General features: G+C 66.8%; 14 protein-coding genes and 1 pseudogene. 8 read left to right on the top strand and 7 right to left on the bottom strand.

Features of this window, described 5'->3' with window-relative positions:
* The first annotated feature begins 187 nt into the window (after positions 1-187).
* Positions 188-2,743, top strand: a complete 2,556-nt coding sequence (locus ACCD06_RS09685; protein WP_413340317.1) for a circularly permuted type 2 ATP-grasp protein — start codon at positions 188-190, stop codon at positions 2,741-2,743.
* 4 nt (positions 2,744-2,747) lie between these two features.
* Positions 2,748-3,686 carry a transglutaminase family protein gene (locus ACCD06_RS09680; RefSeq protein WP_413340315.1) on the top strand — a complete coding sequence of 313 codons (939 nt, stop codon included), beginning with the start codon at positions 2,748-2,750 and terminating at the stop codon, positions 3,684-3,686.
* A gap of 10 nt (positions 3,687-3,696) precedes the next feature.
* Here ACCD06_RS09680 and ACCD06_RS09675 read toward each other — a convergent pair whose 3' ends face one another.
* The 5 genes from ACCD06_RS09675 to ACCD06_RS09655 form a co-directional block, all read right to left on the bottom strand.
* Positions 3,697-4,077, bottom strand: a complete 381-nt coding sequence (locus ACCD06_RS09675) for a response regulator (protein WP_136705587.1) — start codon at positions 4,075-4,077, stop codon at positions 3,697-3,699.
* Positions 4,070-5,641: an ATP-binding protein gene (locus tag ACCD06_RS09670; RefSeq protein ID WP_413340313.1), complete on the bottom strand. Its 1,572-nt coding sequence runs from the start codon at positions 5,639-5,641 to the stop codon at positions 4,070-4,072. The genes ACCD06_RS09675 and ACCD06_RS09670 overlap by 8 nt, the downstream gene beginning before the upstream one ends.
* A 193-nt stretch (positions 5,642-5,834) precedes the next feature.
* Positions 5,835-7,442 (bottom strand): peptide chain release factor 3, encoded by a 1,608-nt coding sequence (locus ACCD06_RS09665; protein ID WP_109075712.1) that lies wholly within the window; start codon positions 7,440-7,442, stop codon positions 5,835-5,837.
* Positions 7,443-7,585: 143 nt separating this feature from the next.
* The gene (locus ACCD06_RS09660) at positions 7,586-8,626 is read right to left on the bottom strand and encodes an aspartate-semialdehyde dehydrogenase (RefSeq protein WP_109075713.1); all 1,041 of its coding nucleotides are present in this window, start codon (positions 8,624-8,626) and stop codon (positions 7,586-7,588) included.
* Positions 8,627-8,920: 294 nt separating this feature from the next.
* Complete coding sequence (locus ACCD06_RS09655) at positions 8,921-11,419, bottom strand: glycogen/starch/alpha-glucan phosphorylase (protein ID WP_413340310.1); 2,499 nt, start codon at positions 11,417-11,419, stop codon at positions 8,921-8,923.
* A gap of 179 nt (positions 11,420-11,598) precedes the next feature.
* On the opposite strand from ACCD06_RS09655, the gene ACCD06_RS09650 reads away from it, so the two are divergent.
* Together ACCD06_RS09650 and ACCD06_RS09645 are read left to right on the top strand one after the other, a co-directional pair.
* Positions 11,599-12,108, top strand: a complete 510-nt coding sequence (locus tag ACCD06_RS09650; RefSeq protein WP_413340308.1) for a GNAT family N-acetyltransferase — start codon at positions 11,599-11,601, stop codon at positions 12,106-12,108.
* 467 nt (positions 12,109-12,575) lie between these two features.
* Positions 12,576-13,049 (top strand): sigma-70 family RNA polymerase sigma factor, encoded by a 474-nt coding sequence (locus ACCD06_RS09645; RefSeq protein ID WP_085089358.1) that lies wholly within the window; start codon positions 12,576-12,578, stop codon positions 13,047-13,049.
* Between the two features lie 133 nt (positions 13,050-13,182).
* Here the strand turns inward: ACCD06_RS09645 and ACCD06_RS09640 are convergent.
* A pseudogene (locus ACCD06_RS09640) lies at positions 13,183-13,977 on the bottom strand (SDR family oxidoreductase).
* A gap of 417 nt (positions 13,978-14,394) precedes the next feature.
* On the opposite strand from ACCD06_RS09640, the gene ACCD06_RS09635 reads away from it, so the two are divergent.
* Together ACCD06_RS09635 and ACCD06_RS09630 are read left to right on the top strand one after the other, a co-directional pair.
* Positions 14,395-14,619 (top strand): anti-sigma factor family protein, encoded by a 225-nt coding sequence (locus ACCD06_RS09635; protein ID WP_085089356.1) that lies wholly within the window; start codon positions 14,395-14,397, stop codon positions 14,617-14,619.
* Between the two features lie 106 nt (positions 14,620-14,725).
* Positions 14,726-16,216: a hypothetical protein gene (locus tag ACCD06_RS09630; RefSeq protein ID WP_413340305.1), complete on the top strand. Its 1,491-nt coding sequence runs from the start codon at positions 14,726-14,728 to the stop codon at positions 16,214-16,216.
* A gap of 15 nt (positions 16,217-16,231) precedes the next feature.
* Here ACCD06_RS09630 and ACCD06_RS09625 read toward each other — a convergent pair whose 3' ends face one another.
* Positions 16,232-17,587, bottom strand: a complete 1,356-nt coding sequence (locus ACCD06_RS09625; protein ID WP_109156369.1) for a tetratricopeptide repeat protein — start codon at positions 17,585-17,587, stop codon at positions 16,232-16,234.
* Positions 17,588-18,175: 588 nt separating this feature from the next.
* Between ACCD06_RS09625 and ACCD06_RS09620 the strand changes: the two genes are divergently transcribed.
* Positions 18,176-18,859, top strand: coding sequence for a transglycosylase SLT domain-containing protein (locus ACCD06_RS09620; protein WP_109074799.1), 684 nt, complete (start codon positions 18,176-18,178; stop codon positions 18,857-18,859).
* A 70-nt stretch (positions 18,860-18,929) separates the two neighbouring features.
* On the top strand, positions 18,930-19,772 hold the full coding sequence (locus ACCD06_RS09615) for a 23S rRNA (adenine(2030)-N(6))-methyltransferase RlmJ (RefSeq protein ID WP_109074798.1): 843 nt from the start codon (positions 18,930-18,932) through the stop codon (positions 19,770-19,772).
* Positions 19,773-19,787 lie beyond the last annotated feature (15 nt).

Genomic DNA, 19,787 nt, shown 5'->3' with positions numbered 1-19,787 from the left:
CCATGCGGCTGCGAACGGATATGGGCGGAATCTTTCCTCTTTCGGATGGATCGCCCGGCCGCCAGCCTTGCATCACCGGGCGGGGACGTTCAGACTGTTGCTTCCTTCATAGGCAATACGCACCAGTCCGACCTTGTCCCAATCCGACCAGCCATTCCGCGCGCCGGCATCCGTGATCCCGTCCGGGATGCCGCCGGTTCCCTTCACCCAGGGATCGCTGTTCGGCGAGGCCGACGCCATCGGCTATGGCTCGGGCCAGGTCTATGACGAGATGGTGAACGGCCAGGGCCGGCTTCGGCCGCACTGGCAGACCTTCATGAGCACGCTTGGCCCCCTCGACGCAGAACAGATGGCGCAACGCTGGGAGGAGGCGCGGCGGCTGCTGCACCAGAACGGCGTCACCTACAACATCTACGGCGATCCCAATGGGATGGAGCGGCCATGGCCGCTCGACATGATGCCGCTTCTGCTGCCGGCCCATGAATGGAAGGCCATCGAATCGGGGTTGATCCAGCGGGCGTCGTTGCTGAACGCCATCCTGACCGACCTGTACGGGCCGCAGACGCTGACCCGTTACGGCCGGCTGCCTCCGTCGGTGATCCATGCCGACCCCGGCTTCCGCCGCGCGGTCCACGGCATCCGGGTGCCGAACGACGTGCATCTGCATTTCTACGCCGTCGACCTCGCCCGCGCCCCCGACGGGCGCTGGTGGGTGCTGTCCGACCGCACCCAGGCGCCGAGCGGCAGCGGCTATGCGCTGGAAAACCGCGCGGTGATCGCCAAGGTGCTGCCCGACAGCTTCCGCCATTGCCAGGTGGAGCGGCTGACCGGCTTCTTCGACACCTTCAAGGAAACCCTGCTGTCCATCGCGCCGCGGAACGGCGGCGCCGGCCGGTTGCCGCGCGTGGTCCTGCTGACCCCGGGTCCCTACAACGAAACCTATTTCGAGCACGTCTATCTCGCCCGCTATCTCGGCCTGACGCTGGTGGAGGGGGCGGACCTGACGGTGCGCGACCGGACGGTCTATCTGAAGACCCTGTCGGGGCTGGAGCAGGTGGACGTGATCCTGCGCCGGCTCGACGCCGATTTCGCCGACCCGCTGGAGATGCGCGCCGACAGCTCGCTGGGCGTCGCCGGGCTGATCGAGGCGGTGCGGGCCGGCAATGTCGTGATGGCCAATGCGCTGGGCTCCGGCCTGATGGAATCGATGGCGATGAAGTCGTCGCTGCCGACGCTCTGCCGCCATCTGCTGGGGGAGGAACTGCGGCTGCCCGGCGTCGCCAGTTGGTGGTGCGGCAACGATGCGGAACGCGCCTACGTCATCGACCATCTCGACGGGCTGGTGGTCAAGCCGGCCTTCCCGTCGCTGTCCTTCGAGCCGATCTTCGGCGCCCAGCTGTCGGCTGCCGAGCGCTCCGTCCTTGTCGAGCGAATCAAGCGTCGCCCCTGGTATTTCGTGGCGCAGGAGCAGATGGCGCTCTCCACCGCGCCAGTCTGGCAGGATGGCCGGCTGCAGCCGCGCCCGCTGGTGCTGCGCGTCTTCCTCTGCGCCACCCCCAGCGGCGGCTATGCGGTGATGCCCGGCGGCCTGACCCGCGTGTCGAGCGAATCCGGCCGTCTGGTGGTGTCGATGCAGAGCGGCGGCGGCAGCAAGGACACCTGGATCCTGGCACCGCGCCGGGCCGACGTCGCCTCCACCCAGCCGCGCCCGGCGCTGGCGACGGAGCCGACGGCCAGCGGCGCCCGCCCGTCCGCCAACGACCTCCCCAGCCGCGTCGCCGACGGCCTCTATTGGCTCGGCCGCTACGCCGAGCGGGCGGAGGGCGCTTTGCGCCTGCTGCGCGCCACCCAGGGTCGGCTGATCGACAGCAACATGCCGGGCGCCACCCTGCAGCTTCGCCCGTTGCTCGACCTGCTCAGTTCGCAGAGCATGATTCCGGCGGAGATGGCGCGGGTGACGGAGAGCGGCGCCAACCGCGGTCTGCGCGAGGCGCTGCACGCGGCGGTGACGGACCCCGACCATCCCAACAGCCTGCGTTCCCAGGTGCTTCGCCTGCATCGCACCGCCTATTCGGTGCGCGACCGCCTGTCGATGGACATGTGGCGGGTGGTGTCGGCGATCGATCGCCAGACCCAGCCGCCGAAGGGACGGATGGACGCGGCCTCGCTGCTGCTGCGGCTGGACGACGTGATGATCACGCTGGCCGCCTTTTCCGGCCTCGAGCAGGAAAGCATGACGCGGGGCGCCGGCTGGCGCTTCCTCGACATCGGACGGCGGATCGAACGCTCGCTGCACATGATCGCGCTGATGCGCGGGGTCCATGTCGCCGACCTGGACCGAGAGGACGAGTCGGTGCAGGCCGCCACCCTGTCGGTGCTGCTGGAACTGGGCGAGAGCGTGATGACCTACCGCGCGCGCCACCTGACCAGCGTGCTGCGCACACCCGTGCTCGACCTGCTGCTGGGGGAGGAGGCGAATCCCCGCGCGCTGGCTTTCCAGCTTGCGGCGCTGGACCGTCACATGCGGGCGCTGCCCAGCCAGGGAGTCGGCACCGGGACGGACCCGACCGGCGGCGCGCTGGCCATCGTCGCCGCCGCACGCAACAGCCTGGAACGGACCGACGCTATGGCGTCCGGCGAGGGGTTGCGCACGCTGCTCGACACGCTGGCGATGTCGTTGCCGGACGTCTCCAATTTCCTGGCGCACGCCTATTTCAGCCATGCCTTCGCACGATCGGCCTGACGCGATGACGCCCCCTTCCCCCGCTCCCGGCCCCTTCCCCAGCAGTGGCGGCCTTTCGACGCGCTATCGCGTGCGCCATGCCACCGCCTACGATTATGGCGAGGATGTGCCGATCTCCCACCATCTGCTGCATCTCAGCGCCCGGCCGCACCCGCGCCAGCGCATCCGGCGCAGCCTGCTGACCATCGATCCGGTCCCGGCGGTGCGGGCCGAGCGGGTGGATTATTTCGGCAACACCGTCACCTATGTCGCGGTTCAGGAACCGCACCGGACCTTCTCCGTGATCGCCGAAAGCGAGGTGGAGGTGTTCGAGCCGCCCGCACTGGCTCCGAACGAATCGCAGCCGTGGGAACAGGTGCGCGACAGTCTGCGCGGTCTGACCGGGCCGGACGACGGGGCGGAGATCACGCAATATTGCTTCGACAGCGCGCTCGTCGCTTCCAGCCCGGAGCTGCTGGAGTATGCCCGGGGCAGCTTCACCCCCGGCCGTCCGGCGGTGGCGGCGGCCATCGACCTGATGAACCGAATCAACCGCGAATTCGCCTTCGATCCCACCGCGACGACGGTGGCGACGCCGCTGGCGGCGGTGATGCGCAACCGCCGCGGCGTCTGCCAGGACTTCGCCCATATCGCCGTCGGCTGCGCCCGCGCCGTCGGCCTGCCCGCACGCTATGTCTCCGGCTATCTGCGCACCCTGCCCCCGCCGGGACAGCCGCGGCTGGTCGGCGCCGACGTCAGCCATGCCTGGGCATCGGTCTGGTGCGGGATCGCCGCCGGCTGGTTGGACATCTGCCCGACCAACGCCTGCGTCGCCAACCGCGATTTCATCACCGTGGCCTGGGGGCGCGATTACGACGATGTCAGCCCGGCCCGCGGCGTGCTGGTCGGCGGGGCCGGCCATGGCCTGACCGTCAGCGTCGACGTCGAACCGCTGGAGGACTGAGCGATCCCGCTCACGCCTCCTGCGGCAAGCCCAGCATGCGGTGCAGCGTGTTGCAGATGGTGCGCGGATTCACGGGCTTGCTGAAGATCTCCAGCGGCTTCCAGCGCTCGTGTTTCAGGTCACTGTCCTGGGTCAGGTAACCGGTCATCACCACCACCGGCAGGGTGGCATCCCGTTCGCGGATTTCCCGGATCAGCGTCTCGCCGTCCATGCGCGGCATGCGCAGGTCGGTCACCAGCGCGTGCACCCGCTCGCGGGCATAGCGTTCAAGCGCCTCCACCCCGTTGGCGGCGACGGTGACGCGGAAGCCCTTGAAGGTCAGGAAATCCTCAAGCGCCATCGCCGCCAGCACCTCGTCCTCCGCGATCAGGATGTGCAACGGATCAGGCATGCGAGAACTCCCTGTCGGATGAGGAGACCGGCTGGCTCGGCAGCGTGATGCTGAAGCGGACGCCGCGGCTTCCGCCCTCCAACTCGACGTTGCGGGCTTCGATCCGTCCGCCCATGCCGTCGATGATGCCGTAGCCGATCGACAGGCCGAGGCCGGATCCCTTCCCGACTTCCTTGGTGGTGAAGAAGGGATCGAAGATATGCGGCAACACCGTGGGATCGATGCCGCCGCCGTCGTCGGTCACCTGGATGACCACGCTCTGTCTGTCCGGGTCGTCGCCGACTGCCACCATGATGCGTCCCGCCTTCCCACCATTTGCACGAAGCGCGACGATAGCATCGCGCGCGTTCGAAAACAGGTTGAGTATCACCTGCTCCAATTCAAGGGGGCGTCCGGTTACCGGCAGTTGCGCCGAGCCTGAGCTTTCGACGATCTCGACGTCTTCCAGCGCATATTGATGGCGCACAAGCTCGACTGCACTCTGCACGCAGTTGGCGGGTTGGAAGGCCCGCATGCCGCCGCCGTCCCGGCGACCGAAGGTGCGGACATGGTCGATCAGCTTGCCCATGCGTTCGGTCTGCTCAATCACCAGTTTCAAGGCCTTTTCGGCACGGGCCGGTTCGAGCAGATTCTCCTGCAGGCGGTTCAGGGTGTTTTCGGTCCAAAGCCGGATGACGTTCAGCGGCTGGCTCATCTCGTGCGCCATGCCGGCGGCCAGCGTGCCCAGCGTCGCCAGCTTGGAGGTCTGGATCACCTCCTCCTGAAGGCGTTTGCGCTCGGTCACGTCACGGCCGCTGCCAAGAATTTGGATTACCCGTCCGGCGGCATCCTTCACCGGCACCAGCATGGTGTGGAAGACACGCTGACCGGCCGGCATGTCCAGCGTTTCTTCGTAATCAATGGTCTTACCGCTATCGCGGCAGGCGGTGTACCGGGGAATTACCAGGTTGGCCAACTCCGGCGCCACAGCATCCCGGACACGGCGGTCACGCAATTGCTCAGGATCCAGGCCGCCGATCCGCGCCAGCGCCGGGTTGATCGCCTCGTAGGCGAAATCACCGTCCGGAAGGACCTGGACGATGAACAGCGCCTCGGCCAGATTGTTGAAGAAGCCGGAATAGCGGGTTTCCATCTCCCGCCGTGTCGCCACCTCCAGCGCCAAGGCCCGGTTGCTGGCCTCCAGTTCACGTGGGCTGGGCAGGGCCAGCAGGCGCGGCATCAGCCACCAGAGTGCCCCCGCCGTCGCCAGCGAGGCCAAGGCGGTGATGAACTTCACCAGCCCTTCCAGCACATAGTCGGGAGTCCACAGCGTCCAGACCGACAGGAAATGGGTGGTGCCGCAGGCGATGATGAACAGCGCGAACAGCAGCGCCACCCAACCGAAGGCCACGTCGCGGCGCCGCATGACGAAATAGGTCAGCGCCACAGGAATCGAGAAATAGGACAGGCCGATCAGAATATCGGACCCGACATGCAGCATCAGGATATCGGGGCGCCAGAGCAGGCAGACCCCATGGGGTATGAACCCGCCGCTATCCAGAAGCTCGTCCAATCCCAGTGCCATGTCCGCCTCTTTTCCGACCATACCCGTCCGACGGAGGCCATCGCTTAAGTGTCGAAACTATCACACGCACCCGCACAAGGTCCGCCACCGGACCGACGCCGTCAAGCCGTCAGTCCGTTCGGGTCGAGCTGTACAGATTTATCTCATGGAAAGACGCCCGCCCGCGGCCTGTGCCGGGTGGCGGGCGTCGATTTCATGCGGCCGTGTGGACCTTGCGGTTCTGCTCACGGGTCTTCAGGAAGCGCAGCGCCGGGAAATCCTCCTGCGCGCGGTTCAGGTGCCAGGCATTGCGGGCCAGGAACACCAGGGCGCCGTCATGGTCCTCCGCCAGCGCCGAGCGGTTCAGCTCGATGAACTTCTCCAACTGGACCTTGTCGTCGGTTTCGACCCAGCGGGCGGCGTCCAGACCGGCGCCCTCAAAGCGGGCGGCGATACCGTATTCCGCCTCGATGCGCGAGGCAAGAACCTCGAACTGCAGCTGTCCGACCACGCCGACGACCCAGTCGGCGCCGGTCAGCGGCTTGAACACCTGGGAGGCGCCTTCTTCGGCGAAATGCTCCAGCGCCTTGCGCAGATGCTTCACCCGCATCGGATCGTCCGGGCGGACGCGCTGCAGCAGTTCCGGCGCGAAGCTGGGCACGCCGGTGAAGCGCAGATCCTCGCCCTCCGTCAGCGTGTCGCCGATGCGCAAGGACCCGTGGTTGGGGATGCCCATGATGTCGCCGGGCCACGCCTCTTCCGCCACCTCGCGGTCGCGGGCCAGGAACAGCACGGCGTTGTTCACCGCCATCAGCTTGCCGGAGCGGATGTGCTTCAGCTTAGCGCCCCGCTTGTAGCGGCCGGAGCAGAGGCGGACGAAGGCGATGCGGTCGCGGTGGTTGGGGTCCATGTTGGCCTGGACCTTGAACACGAAGCCGGTGACCTTGTCCTCGTCCGGCTGGACGGTGCGCGGATCGGCCGGCTGCGGGCGCGGCGGCGGGGCGTTCTCCGCCAGACCGGACAGCAATTCGCGCACGCCGAAATTGTTGATGGCGGAGCCGAAATAGATCGGAGTCAGGTGGCCTGCGCGATAGGCCTCCAGATCGAAGGCCGGCATCAGGCCGCGCGCCATCTCCACCTCCTCGCGCAGCTTGGCGACGGCGTGGGCGGGCAGCAACTCGTCCAGACGGGGGTCGTCGAGACCATTGCACTCGATGCCCTCGTCGATCTCGTCGCCCTTGCTGCGGTCCATCAGGATCAGCCGGTCGCGGATCAGGTCGTAGCAGCCGAGGAAGTCGCGGCCCATGCCGATCGGCCAGCTGGCCGGCGTGACCTCCAGCGCCAGCGCGCTCTCGATCTCCGAGATCAGGTCGAAGGGATCGCGCGCCTCGCGGTCCATCTTGTTGCAGAAGGTCATGATCGGCACGTCACGCAGACGGCAGACCTCGAACAGCTTCAGCGTCTGCGCCTCGATGCCCTTCGCACCGTCGATCACCATCACCGCACTGTCGACCGCGGTCAGCGTGCGATAGGTGTCCTCAGAGAAGTCTTCGTGGCCCGGCGTGTCGAGCAGGTTGAAGGTGCGCCCGTCGAAGTCGAAGGTCATGACGGAGGCGGTCACCGAGATGCCGCGCTCGCGCTCCACCTTCATCCAGTCCGACTTGGCGCGCCGCTGCTCGCCGCGCGCCTTGACGGCACCGGCCATCTGGATGGCGCCGCCGAACAGCAGCAGCTTTTCCGTGAGCGTGGTCTTACCGGCGTCGGGGTGCGCGATGATGGCGAAGGTCCGACGGCGGGAGACGGCGTCCTGAAGTTCGGACATGCGCGGGTCCCGTGACAAGAGAAGGTGATCGTGTGAACGGCGAAAGGGCCGACAGGCGAAACACGCCCATCGGCCCCCGTCGCATTACATAGCAGTGCCGGCCCTTGGATTCCAGATCCTTGGGTCCAGCCTTGCCCTGGACCTTACAGGGCCAGCTCGGCGATCTGCACGGCGTTCAGGGCGGCGCCCTTCAGCAGCTGGTCGCCGCAGACGAACAGGTCGAGGCCATGATCGCCGAACACCAGGTTGGTGCGGATGCGGCCGACCTCGACGTCATACTGGCCGGTGGCGTTCAGTGGCATCGGGTAGGCGCCGTTGGCCGGATCGTCCACCACCTTCACGCCGGCGGCATCGGCCAGGACGGCGCGGGCGGCGTCGGGCGTGACCGGCTGGATCGTCTCCAGCGTGATGGCTTCGGAATGGGCGCGGTAGGTCGGGATCCGCACGGCGGTGCAGCTGACCAGCAGGTCCGGGACCTCCATGATCTTCCGCGTCTCCCACGTCACCTTCATCTCCTCCTTCGTGTAGCCGTTCTCCTGGAAGGCATCGATCTGGGGGATCAGGTTGAAGGGGATCGGGTGGCGGAACACGCTGTTGGTGACCGGCTTGCCGTCCAGCTGGTTGCGCGTCTGCTCCTCCAGCTCGGCCATGCCCTCGGCGCCGGCGCCGCTGGTGGCCTGATAGGTGGAGACGATGGCGCGCTTGATGCCGAAGGCCTTGTGCAGCGGCCCGAGCGCGACCACGGCGATGGCTGTGGTGCAGTTCGGGTTGGCGATCAGGCGCGAACCGGCGGCGTACGCCTCGCGGAAGACGTGGGCGTTGATTTCCGGAACGATCAGCGGGATGTCGGCGTCGTAGCGGAAGGCGGAGCTGTTGTCGATCACCAGCGCGCCGGCCGAGGCCAGATCCTTGGCGTGCGCCTTGGCGAAGTCGCCCGACACCGCCAGCAGGACAACGTCATAACCCTTCACCACCGCGGCGTCGAAGGCCTGCAGGGTCAGGGCGCCATAGGGGGTCTCCTGCACCTTGCCGGCGGAGCGCTCGGAAGCAAACAGGCCGAGTTCGGCGACCGGGAAGTTGCGGTCGTGCAGGACCTTGACCATCTCGCGGCCGACGGCGCCGGTGGCGCCGACCACGGCGACGCGGAGGGACTTGGAAGAAGCGGAGGCGTTGTTGCTGCTCATGGCGGGGTTCCGTCCTGTCTATCGCACTGTTGATCGGACCGGCCTATCGGTCGTTCGGACAGCGGACCCCGGATACGACGAGGCCCCGTCCGTTGTCCGGCGGGGCCTGCCTCGTGGAAGAAACGCTGGTCGATCCGATCAGCACACACCACGCCGCTGCCCGCCGAAGCGAGTCGCTTTTTTGGTCGTAGTGGTGGTGATGGCCTTGCGGTTCATGGGGCCTTCTTATCCGAATGCGCAGGCATTGTAAAGCGCCTGCGCATTCGCCTGATCAAAGATTGCCGGGCTTGGAGATTACCGGAACCCCTCGCCGTCATGGCTCGGCTTCACCGGGTGTACGTCCCAGATCTCCTGGGCGTACTCGTTGACCGTACGGTCGGACGAGAACCATCCCATGTTGGCGGTGTTCAGGATCGCCTTGCGGGTCCATTCCTCCGGATCGCGGTACAGTTCCATCGCGGCGTCCTGCGCCCGGCAATAGTCGGCAAAGTCCGCCGTCACCAGGAAATGGTCGCCGCCGTCGGTCAGCGCCTGGACGATCGGGTGGTAGCGGTTGCGATCGTCCGGCGAGAATGCACCGGTGGAGATCATGTCGAGCGCCCGCTTCAGGCTGGGGTTCGACGCGATCACATCGCGCGGGTTGAAGCCGCCGCTGGCGCGCAGGTCGTTCACCTCCTCCGCGGTCATGCCGAAGATGAAGATGTTGTCCGGCCCGACATGCTCGCGGATCTCGACGTTGGCGCCGTCCAGCGTGCCGATGGTCAGGGCGCCGTTCAGCGCCAGCTTCATGTTGCCGGTGCCCGACGCCTCCATGCCGGCGGTGGAGATCTGCTCCGACAGGTCGGCGGCGGGGATGATGATCTCGGCCGCGGTGACGTTGTAGTTCGGCAGCAGAACGACCTTCAGGTTGTCATGCACCGACGGGTCGTGGTTCACCACCTTGGCGACGTCGTTGATCAGTTTGATGATCAGCTTGGCCATGTGGTAGGACGGCGCCGCCTTGCCGGCGAACACCTTGGTCACCGGGACCCAGCTGACCGTCGGATTGTCGCGCATCTCGTTGTAGAGCGCGATGGTGTGCAGCACGTTCAGCAGCTGGCGCTTGTACTCGTGCATGCGCTTGACCTGCACGTCGAAGATGCTGTCGACCAGCACCTCCTCGCCGGTCTGGCGGGCGATGTAGGCGGCCAGACGCTTCTTGTTCTTGCGCTTGGCCCGGCGGAACTCCTCGCGGAACACCACGTCGTCGGCCTTCTCGCGCAATGCCGCGATCTGCGACAGGTCGGAGATCCAGCCCTCGCCGATGCGGGTGGTGATCAGCTCCGACAGGGCCGGGTTGGCCTGCTTGAGCCAGCGGCGCGGGGTGATGCCGTTGGTCTTGTTGTTGATGCGGTCCGGGAATTCCTCGTGGAAATCGGCGAACACCGTCTGCTTCATCAGTTCGGTGTGCAGGGCCGACACGCCGTTGACCTTGTGCGAGCCGAGGAAGGCGAGATTGCCCATGCGGACCCGACGCTCGCCGCGCTCGTCGATCAGCGACAGTCGCGACAGCTTGACATTGTCGCCGTCCGCCTTGGCCTTGGTGCGGTTCAGGAACTTGGCGTTGATCTCGTAGATGATCTGCATGTGGCGCGGCAGCACCCGCTCGATCATCCGCACCGGCCAGGCTTCCAGCGCCTCGGGCAGCAGGGTGTGGTTGGTGTAGGCGAAGGTGGCGCGGGTGATTTCCCACGCATCGTCCCAGCGCAGGGCGTGCTGATCGACCAGCAGGCGCATCAGCTCGGCGATGCCGATGGCCGGGTGGGTGTCGTTCAGCTGGATCGCCGCCTTGTTGGGCAGATTCTCGAAGGTGGAGTGATGCTGCAGATAGCGGCGCAGGATGTCCTGCAGCGAGGCCGACGTGAAGAAATACTCCTGCTTCAGCCGCAGTTCCTTGCCGGTCTCCGTCGCGTCGTTGGGATAGAGGACGCGGCTGAGATTCTCCGACAGGATCTTCTGCTCGACCGCCTTCATATAGGCGCCGTCGTTGAAGTGGCCGAAGTTGAAGTCGCGGGTGGCGCGGGCCGACCACAGGCGCAATGTGTTGATCGTTTCGCCGCCGAAACCGACGACCGGCGTGTCATAGGCCATCGCCAGCACGCGGTCGGCATCGACCCAGCGATAGGCGCGCTCGCCGACGCTGTCGCGGAACTCCTCGACGCGGCCATAGAACTGGACCGGGTAGAGCACCTCCGGCCGTGCGAACTCCCACGGGTTGCCGAATTGCAGCCACTGCTCGGGATATTCGACCTGCCAGCCATTCTCGAAGCGCTGCTCGAACAGGCCGAACTCGTAGCGGATGCCATAGCCGTAGCCGGGCAGCCCCTGCGAGGCCATGCTGTCAAGGAAGCAGGCGGCCAGACGGCCGAGGCCGCCGTTGCCCAGCGCCGCGTCCGGCTCGGCATCGACCACGTCGTCCATCGACAGGCCGAGGCGGTCGAGCGCCTGACGGCATTCGTCCATGATGCCCAGGTTCGACAGGCTGTTGGTCAGCAGCCGCCCGATCAGGAATTCCAGGGACAGGTAGTAAACGCGCTTGGCGTCTTCCTGGTAATAGCTGCGGGTCGTGTCCATCCAGCGGTCGACGACGCGGTCGCGAACGGCCAGCGCCACGGTGTGGAACCAGTCGCGGCGCGTGGCGGCGCGTGCATCCTTGCCGACCGAATAGACCAGCCATTCCAGGAACGACCGTTTGAGGCCATCGACATCAAGGCTGCGGCGTTCGATGTCGCGAGATTTAAACCGAGCGTCCATGTCCTGACTTTCTGCGTGAAAGGCCAATAGGAGCGGGCGGCTGGAAGGACGGCGCTCCAATTATGGCGGAAGTGTCTGCCCTGTTGGTTAAGCAAAGCTTTCCCCACATGGAACGCACCATCGTTTCGCTGTGGTAAAAGGGAGTAGGCTGTCGTCCCCTCCCCTTTTTCCCGTCAACGATGCTTCACGAATCCGATCCTGTCCACTGCGATGCAGCATGCATCCGCATCCGCCATGCCGAATTGGCCGACATAGCCGCGCTGCTGGCGATAGAGGAGCGAAGCTTCCCGACCGACCGGATGACGCAGCGCAACTTCCGTTATGCGATCCGGAAGGCAAAAGGTGTGGTGCTGGTGGCATACCGCCAAGTGCCGAAAATGGAGGGGCCGCCACTTGCCTATGGGGTGGTCGGTTTCCATGCCGGCACGCGCTTCGCCCGCCTGACCTCCTTCGCGGTGGCGCCGGGCAACCGCGGACAGGGGATCGGCCGCCGCCTGCTGGCGGCGCTGGAAGAAGCCGCGGCCGCCCATGGCTGCGTCGGCATCAGGTTGGAGGTGCGGGCGGACAATGCCGCCGCCATCGCGCTCTATACCGCGGCCGGCTATCGGCGCTTCGCGGAATATCCCGATTACTACGAGGATGGAATGGCGGCACTTCGCCTGGAAAAGCCTCTGTTTTCCGACGACTGAGTGTTGCAGCGGCGCACCGGCGGGCGCGTTCGATGGTGGTAAGCCCGGCAAGCGGAGGCGGGACCGGAATCTCCGCGATCTGCCACCGATGTCACTCTTTCCGGATCCTGCGGTGGAACATCCGCGGCGGACGGCGCGTTTAGCTCCCGACACGATCAACGACGGGCAACAACGGGACCGCCTCAATGACGCCACCGCCGACCGGATCGTTCCGCAACACCCCCCAGGGACCGCCGACCCGCACCGGATGACGGGCCGGGCCGGAAGCGCCCTGGAGACGACCGCCAGGGCATACTGAGCGCTCAAGACCGCAAAGACACTGTCAGCCCTTCGAACCGGTGGCGCCGCCATTGCGCGCCGGAAAGCCCAATGCCGTCCCCGCCCTGCGCCCCGCCCGTACCGCGAAGGGCGCTGCCGTTCACCTGGCCGGCGGGAGACGTACACAGACCGTGGAGGAAGGAAAGACCATGGCGTACTCGTTCGAAAACGAACTGATCCGCTGCATGCCGAACCTGCAGCGCTATGCCTGCAAGCTGACCCGTGACGCCAACGCCGCAGAGGACCTGCTGCAGGACTGCCTGGCCCGCGCCCTGTCGCGCCAACATCGTTTCGAACCCGGCACGAATATGCAGGCGTGGCTGACCACCATGCTGAAGAACCTGCATTTCAACAACCTGCAGCGTGACCGCCATGTGACGAAGGTGGAGCTGTGGGACGGCGCCATGTCGGTCGATGCGGCGCAGATGTCGCGTCTGGTCTTCCGCGATGTCGACCGCGCCTTTTCCTCGCTCACCCCCAGCCAGCGCAAGGTCGTTAAGCTGGTCGCCATCGAGGGGCGTCCCTATCAGGAAGCGGCCGAGACGCTGAACGTGTCGATCGGCACCATCCGTTCCCGCCTGTGCCGTGCGCGGGAGCGGCTGAACAACCTGATGACCGCCTGATCCGACACCTTTCCTGATGGCCCGCCGGCCAGCTTCGAACACTCCACGAATGAAAAGCCCCCGTGCACCCTGCACGGGGGCTTTTCGCATGGGGCCACCTTGTGAGGGCTGCCCTTCCGGTCAGCCAGTCCGCTCAGCCGTTCACCACCGTGCCGCCGTTCGGGTGCAGCACCTGTCCCGACATATATGAAGAGTCATCGGATGCCAGGAACACATAGGACGGCGCCACCTCGTCCGGCTGGCCGGCCCGCTTCATAGGCACATTGCCGCCGAAGTTCTCGACCTTCTTCTCGTCGAAGGTGGAGGGGATCAGCGGGGTCCAGATCGGACCGGGAGCCACCGCGTTGACGCGGATGCCGCGGTCGCTCAGGGCCATCGACAACGACCGGGTGAAGGCGACGATGGCGCCCTTGGTCGCCGAATAGTCCAGCAGTTCCGGACTGCCCTTGTAGGCGGTGACGGAGGTGGTGTTGATGATGCAGGCACCCTCCTGCATGTGCGGCAGGGCGGCCTTCACCATATAGAACTGTCCGAAGATGTTGGTGCGGAAGGTCCGCTACAGCTGCTCGGCTGTGATGTCCTCGATCGACTTCTGCGGATGCTGTTCGGCCGCGTTGTTGATCAGGATGTCGAGGCGGCCATGCTTGCCGACGATGCGCTCCACCGCCTTTCTGCAGGTTTCCTCACTGCCGACGTCGCCACTCAGGATGGTGCAGGGCTGGCCTTCGGCTTCGACCAGCCGGCGGGTCTCGCGGGCATCGTCGTCCTCGTTCAGGTACAGGATGCCGATCTTCGCGCCTTCGCGCGCGTACAGCACGGCGATGGCCCGGCCGATGCCGCTGTCGCCGCCGGTGATCAACGCCACCTTGTCGCGCAGCTTGCCGCTGCCGCGGTAGGCGGGGCGCGTTTCCGAAGGCTGGGGAGTCATGGGCGCCTGATGGCCCGGCTGCGTGTTCTGGTGCTGGGGCGGTTGTCTGCCCTCCTGTTGCGCCATTGGCATTCTCCTTCTTCGGCAACCCTGTCGGGGCGCGCATGGGGTGAGTTGCACAATCACAACAGTCCCTATTGCGCGGCGTTCCGCACCAACGGAAATCGGAACAATCAGCTGCACCGCTCTGTTACTTGGCCGGGCGACGCGAAAGAGGATGGCAGTGCCGGTTTGCTCGCCTCGAAAGTGAGCAGTGATCGCGCCGTTTGTCGGACTGGTATGGCTCAGGATCATGCCCATAAGATGGGGTAGGCGTCCTTTAGGCCAAGCTTTCCGGGAACGGCGGGGCCACCGGACGTGTCACGGTTGATCGTGTCCCAGGGGAGAACCCCGGCGACCCATCCGGGAACGACAGAGATGAAGCGTGTGACGATGACCGATATCAACGCCTATCTGGACGGCGCCCTGGACGAGCGGGAGCGCGCAGAATTCGAAAGCGTGGTCGAGAGCGATCCCGACGCAAAGGCGCTGCTCGCCCAGCATCGCCAGCATGTGGAGGAGCTTCATCGCCTGTACGACCCGGTCCTGAACGAAGAGGTGCCGCCCCGAATGCTGGAGCTGTTGCGCAAGCGGAACGGCTGACCGTACGTCTCGGAGCGCGATATTTTTTCGCCGTCCGGCGGCGCCTTGCGCTATTTCATGCGGCAGGCCCATCTTTGGGGGAAGGGCCGGTTCGGACGGATGAAGCATGGCGCCGAGACGAGCGGAACCGAGCATCCTGCTCGGTCCCATCCTGTATTTCCGTGGTGAGCAGCGCGATCGTTGGTGGCTGTCGGCACTGTTCGTTCTGGACGGAGAGGTCGAACCCGACGATCTGCGGGTGGATGGCGTCACCCTGCCCGTCCCGCCGCGCCACCTGACGCACTGGCGCCACCGCCAGCTCTGGCGATTCGACTTCGCTGTCCCGCGCGGCATGCGCGACACCGACGTCACCTACGGATTTCCCGACGGCCCCCGCTGGACCGTGGTCGTTCCGAGTCGTCATTCACTCCCACGCATGGCCATCCTTTACGGGAGCGGAATGACGGCCGGTAGCGATCCGGAGGCCGAAGGCCCTACCGGCGCGTCACCGGCCCTCTGGTCCGATCTGCTGTCCCGGCAGTCCACCGACCGCTATCACCTGATGGTCCAGGCCGGCGGACAGATCGACGGCGACGCCGTGACGGCCGCCGCTCCCCAGGCGAATGGCCTGCTGTCCGATGTCTCCCGCCGGCTTGGCCCCGCATTGCCCAACGTGGCGGAAGAGCTGATGGCCGCCGGCTTCGACCGTATGCTGCGGACCTGGAGCAGTGCCGCCGCGGCGTCGGCGTTGGCGTCGATCCCCTCGGTAATGGTGTGGGACGGCAGCGATCTCGGCCGGTTGCTGGCCGGCGCCTGGGGCGGCCGGGAGGAGGGCGACGCCGCCTCGCGCAGCCTGCGCCCGCTGTTCGCGGCGACCCGCCGGCAGGTCCAGCTCTTCCAGACCGGTTCCGTCGCCGACAGACCGCCCGATTGCCTGTGGGGATCGACGTGCGGAACGCTGGCCCAAGGTTTCACCATGGGCGAAGTCGGATTGCTGACGCTCGACAGTTGGAGCGACCGCAACGGCCGGCGCATGCTGTCGGAACGGGGCTGGAGCATGCTGCCGGACTGGCTCGACCGCTTCGCCGCCTGTCGTCACCTGATCCTGGTCAGCGGCGGGCCGTTGCTGACCCCGGCCGCCGCCTTGCTCGACCGGCTGGGCGGCGTGCTCCCTTCCCGGCTGCGCGGCCGGTTGGGCGATCACTGGGCGGCACCGGGCCGCCATGCCGAATGGGAGCGGATGGTCCGCACATTGGCCGATTTCTCCCGACGCAGCGGCTGCCGCATTACGGTCGCCTCGCGGGGAATCGCCGGTGGAGCGGCGGCGCGGGGCGTGCTGCGCGGCGGCGGACTGGAGATGTGGCAGCTCTATGCGCCGCGCTTCACCAAGTCCGCCACCCCGGCGGGGGGATGGAAGTCGCGGCTGGCGGAGCCGCTGGCGACCCGCCCTGACCATCCCCTGCCCGCCCACCGGTTCGAGATGCCGCCCTTCGCAGAGGGCGGGCGACGCCTGCTGTACGGTTCCGGCTGGATCGCCTGCAGCTTCGACGCCAAGGGGCAACTGCATGCACGCTGGTGCCTGCCCGGCGATACCGGCCGCTATACGCAGGCGATCTGACCCGCAACCGGATCGCTACCGTGCCGCCCGTTCCACCACGAACAGGAGGCCAGGAACCGGTATGCCCTTTTCCCGTCGCGGGCTGCAGGGTTCCATCAGGCGGATGAGGAAGCCGGCCGCTTCCGCCGTCGCCCGGACATAATGTTCGGCATGGGCATAACGGCGGGTCGCGCCAAGCACGAATGACCCGCCAGTAAGCGAGGCTGCTTCGCCCGGCAGGCGTTCCACGGTCGCGGCGAAACGGCCTCCCGGCGGAAGGGCGCGGGCTGCCGCCGCGAAGACGGGGGCGAGGTCGCCGATATAGACCAGCACGTCGGCGGCGACCAGCAGGTCCCAGCCGCCGGGCGCCCGCTCCATCGCCTCAACGACGTCGCCGACGGTCAGTTCGTCATAGAGCCGGCGTTGCCGCGCCTTCTCGACCATCCGCGGCGACAGATCGACTCCGGCGAGCCGGGAGGCCAGCGGCTTGAAGGCGACGCCCGCCAGTCCGGTGCCGCAACCGAGATCGAGGATGCGCAATCCCGCAGCGCCGGGCGTGATGCGGTCCACCGCCGACCGCAGCAGTTCGGGTGCCGCGTAGCCGAGCTTGCCCACCAGATCCTGGTCGAAGCGGTCGGCGTAGCGGTCGAACAGGGCGCGGACATAGGAGGCGGACAGGTCGGCACCCTCCCCTGCCTCCAGCGCCGCGATCAGGCGTTCGATCGCCGCCGCCTCGTCCCCTTCGGCGGTTCTTGCGGCGTGGCGTAGCGCGGTCAGCGCCTTCACCGGTTCGCGCAGGGCAAGCCAGCTGCGGCCCAGCGCGTGATGGACGGACGCATCATCCTCAAGCCGCCGGGCCAGCGGCTGAAGCAGTTCAACCGCCGCCAGCGCATCCCCCGACAGAGCCAGCGCATCCGCCAGCGCGAGGACGGCATCGCGGTCGTTGGGGCGCAGCGCCACCGCCTCCCGGTACTCCTCGAGCGCCTCCTCTCGGCGGCCGGCAGCGGCGAGGCAACGGGCGAGTCCGAGTCGTGCCTGTGCCGAATCGCTCCGCTCCGCCGCTAGGGACTGGAACAACGCATGTGCAGCATCGGTTTCGCCGCACTGCCGCAGGGCATCGGCCAGCATCAGCCGCCAGCCCCAATTTCCCGGTTCCAGAGTGACGGCGCGCCGGAAACAGGCCGCCGCCTGCCCTGCCGCATCGGTCCCGCCGCCGGCTTCCGCCAGTGCCGACCATGCCTCCGCATGGGAGGGGTCGACTGCGACGCCGGCGCGAAATGCGCGGGCGGCTCCGGCATTGTCCCCCGCGTAGAGCCGGTCGTAACCGAACCGGAACATTTGATCGAGATTGTAGATTTGCGGCTCGTCGCCAATGGAGGGATCCGCGGACACGGATGGAGTTCCTCTGATCGCGGGCTTCGACCAGGGGAATGCCGCCGGCCCGGATAGCCCGCCTCCGCTCGCCATCGGGCCGTCCCGGGCGTCGCTGCGGCACCGACTTGACCCAGGGAACCGAGTCCAGGGAAACAGGGCGGCGGAGTTTACTGCCCCAACATGCTGCGCCGCGCAAGGGGGACGCGAAAATCCTTCCGAAGTGTGATTCGGGCGACACGCGGTCGCAGTAGCCCTTTTTTTGTCCCCCATCCGAAGGGTCAAGAGAGGCAGCAGTACCACCCCAATCGATTTTGCCAGCAAATGTGGCGATTCAATGGCTTATGAACCTAACCGAAGCGCCTAAGCCGTCCGTTCGGCGAGCCTGAGTGACATCTGACGGACGAAAGCTGTGGTATTACCAGGGCGCAAGCGGGTTGACGATGGATCAAATTTTTGGAAGTGTTGCCGCGGCGCCCAATCGGGAGGCGCTGAACATCTGGGTAGGAGGCGGTCGCCGTAAGCGACTCGGTGACCGGAACAACGGCCCCGCGCGGGGGGTCAAACAGCCGCCGTACAAGACGGGGCGACAGCAGAAGGAGATTTGGGATGCGGGGACGAAATCAGCGCGCAGGCGCCACAACGTGTGGACGCTTCGCACTGGCTGCGGGACTGCTGACGGCTCCCCTGGTGGCGCTCTCCGTTTCCGGAACCGCCCAGGCCCAGACCGTTTCGAAGGAAAGCTGCGTCACCCACGCGGTGGAGGCCGAACAGAAGCTCGGCATTCCCTCCGGCATGCTGGTGGCCATCGCCCTGGTCGAAAGCGGCCAGGACGGCACCCCCCACCCCTTCGCCATGAGCGTGCAGGGCCGACCCTACTACGCCCGCAACGTCAGTGACGCCGCCCGTCATCTTCGCGATCACCGCGGCCAGCTTCGCTCCAACACCTATGTCGGCTGCATGCAGCTGTCGGTCGCCACCCACCGTGGCGAGTTCCAGCCGCTGGAGAAGATCGTCGAGCCGCGCGACAACGTGTTCTACGCCGGCCAGCTTCTCGTCCGTTTCCATGGCGAGGAAGGCAACTGGAAGACCGCGCTGGCCCGCTACAACGGCAGCTCCGGCCGCCGCGCCCAGGCCTATGTCTGCAAGATCTGGCAGAGCCTGGGCGAACTGGACACGCAGAGCGCCAAGCTGCTGGCCTCTTCCCGCTGCGAGGATACCGATCCCGTCAGCGTCGCTCCGCGCACCCGCCGCAGCTTCCACAACGCACAGCAGGTCGCGGCGATCAACTGATCCGTCCGCCGACCGGTCGCGCCGGCAAGAGCGCTGGCGCCGCGTTGCGTGATCGGGTAAACCCCGACGCATGAACTACCGCCACATCTTCCACGCCGGCAACCCGGCCGACGTGATGAAGCACGCCGTGCTGGCGCTGATCCTGGATCATCTGCGCGCCAAACCGACGCCTTTCTGCGTGCTGGACACCCATGCCGGCATCGGCCGTTACGACCTGACCGCCGAGGCGGCCCGCAAGACCGGTGAGAGCGACGAGGGCATCGGCAGGCTGTTCGGCCATCCCCTGCCGCATCCGGCACTGGCGCCCTATCTGGATGCCGTCCAGGCGCTGAACCCCGACGGCACCCTGCGCTGGTATCCCGGCTCCCCGCGAATCGCCCGTGCCGCGCTCCGCCCGCAGGACCGCATGGTGCTGGTCGAACTGCACCCCGACGACGCCGTCAGCCTGAAGGCGGAGTTCGCCGGCGACCGCTCCGTCGCCGTCCACCAGTCCGATGCCTATACCGCGCTGAAGGCCCATCTGCCGCCCAAGGAGAAGCGTGGGCTGGTCCTGATCGATCCGCCCTTCGAGCAGCCCGACGAGTTCGCCCGCATGGCGGAGGGGCTGGCGCAGGCGCACCGCCGCTGGTCCACCGGCATCTTCGCCCTGTGGTATCCGATCAAGGAGCGTGCGGCGGTCTGGCGATTCCAGGATGCGGTGGAGAAGACCGGCATCCCCAAGGTGCTGATCGCCGAACTGACCTGGCATCCCGAAGACACCCATCTGCGGCTGAACGGCTCCGGCCTGCTGATCGTCAATCCGCCCTGGAAGCTCGACGAGACGCTGAAGGAGATGCTGCCGGCCCTGCACGACGCCCTGCCCTCCACCGGCGGCGGGGCCGCGGTGAGCTGGCTCACGCCTGAAGCGCCCTAACCGGCTGGCAGGCGG

Source organism: Azospirillum sp. CT11-132 (genome assembly GCF_047302835.1).
Taxonomy (GTDB): Bacteria; Pseudomonadota; Alphaproteobacteria; order Azospirillales; family Azospirillaceae; genus Azospirillum.
This window is presented reverse-complemented; position numbering and strand designations above follow the sequence as displayed.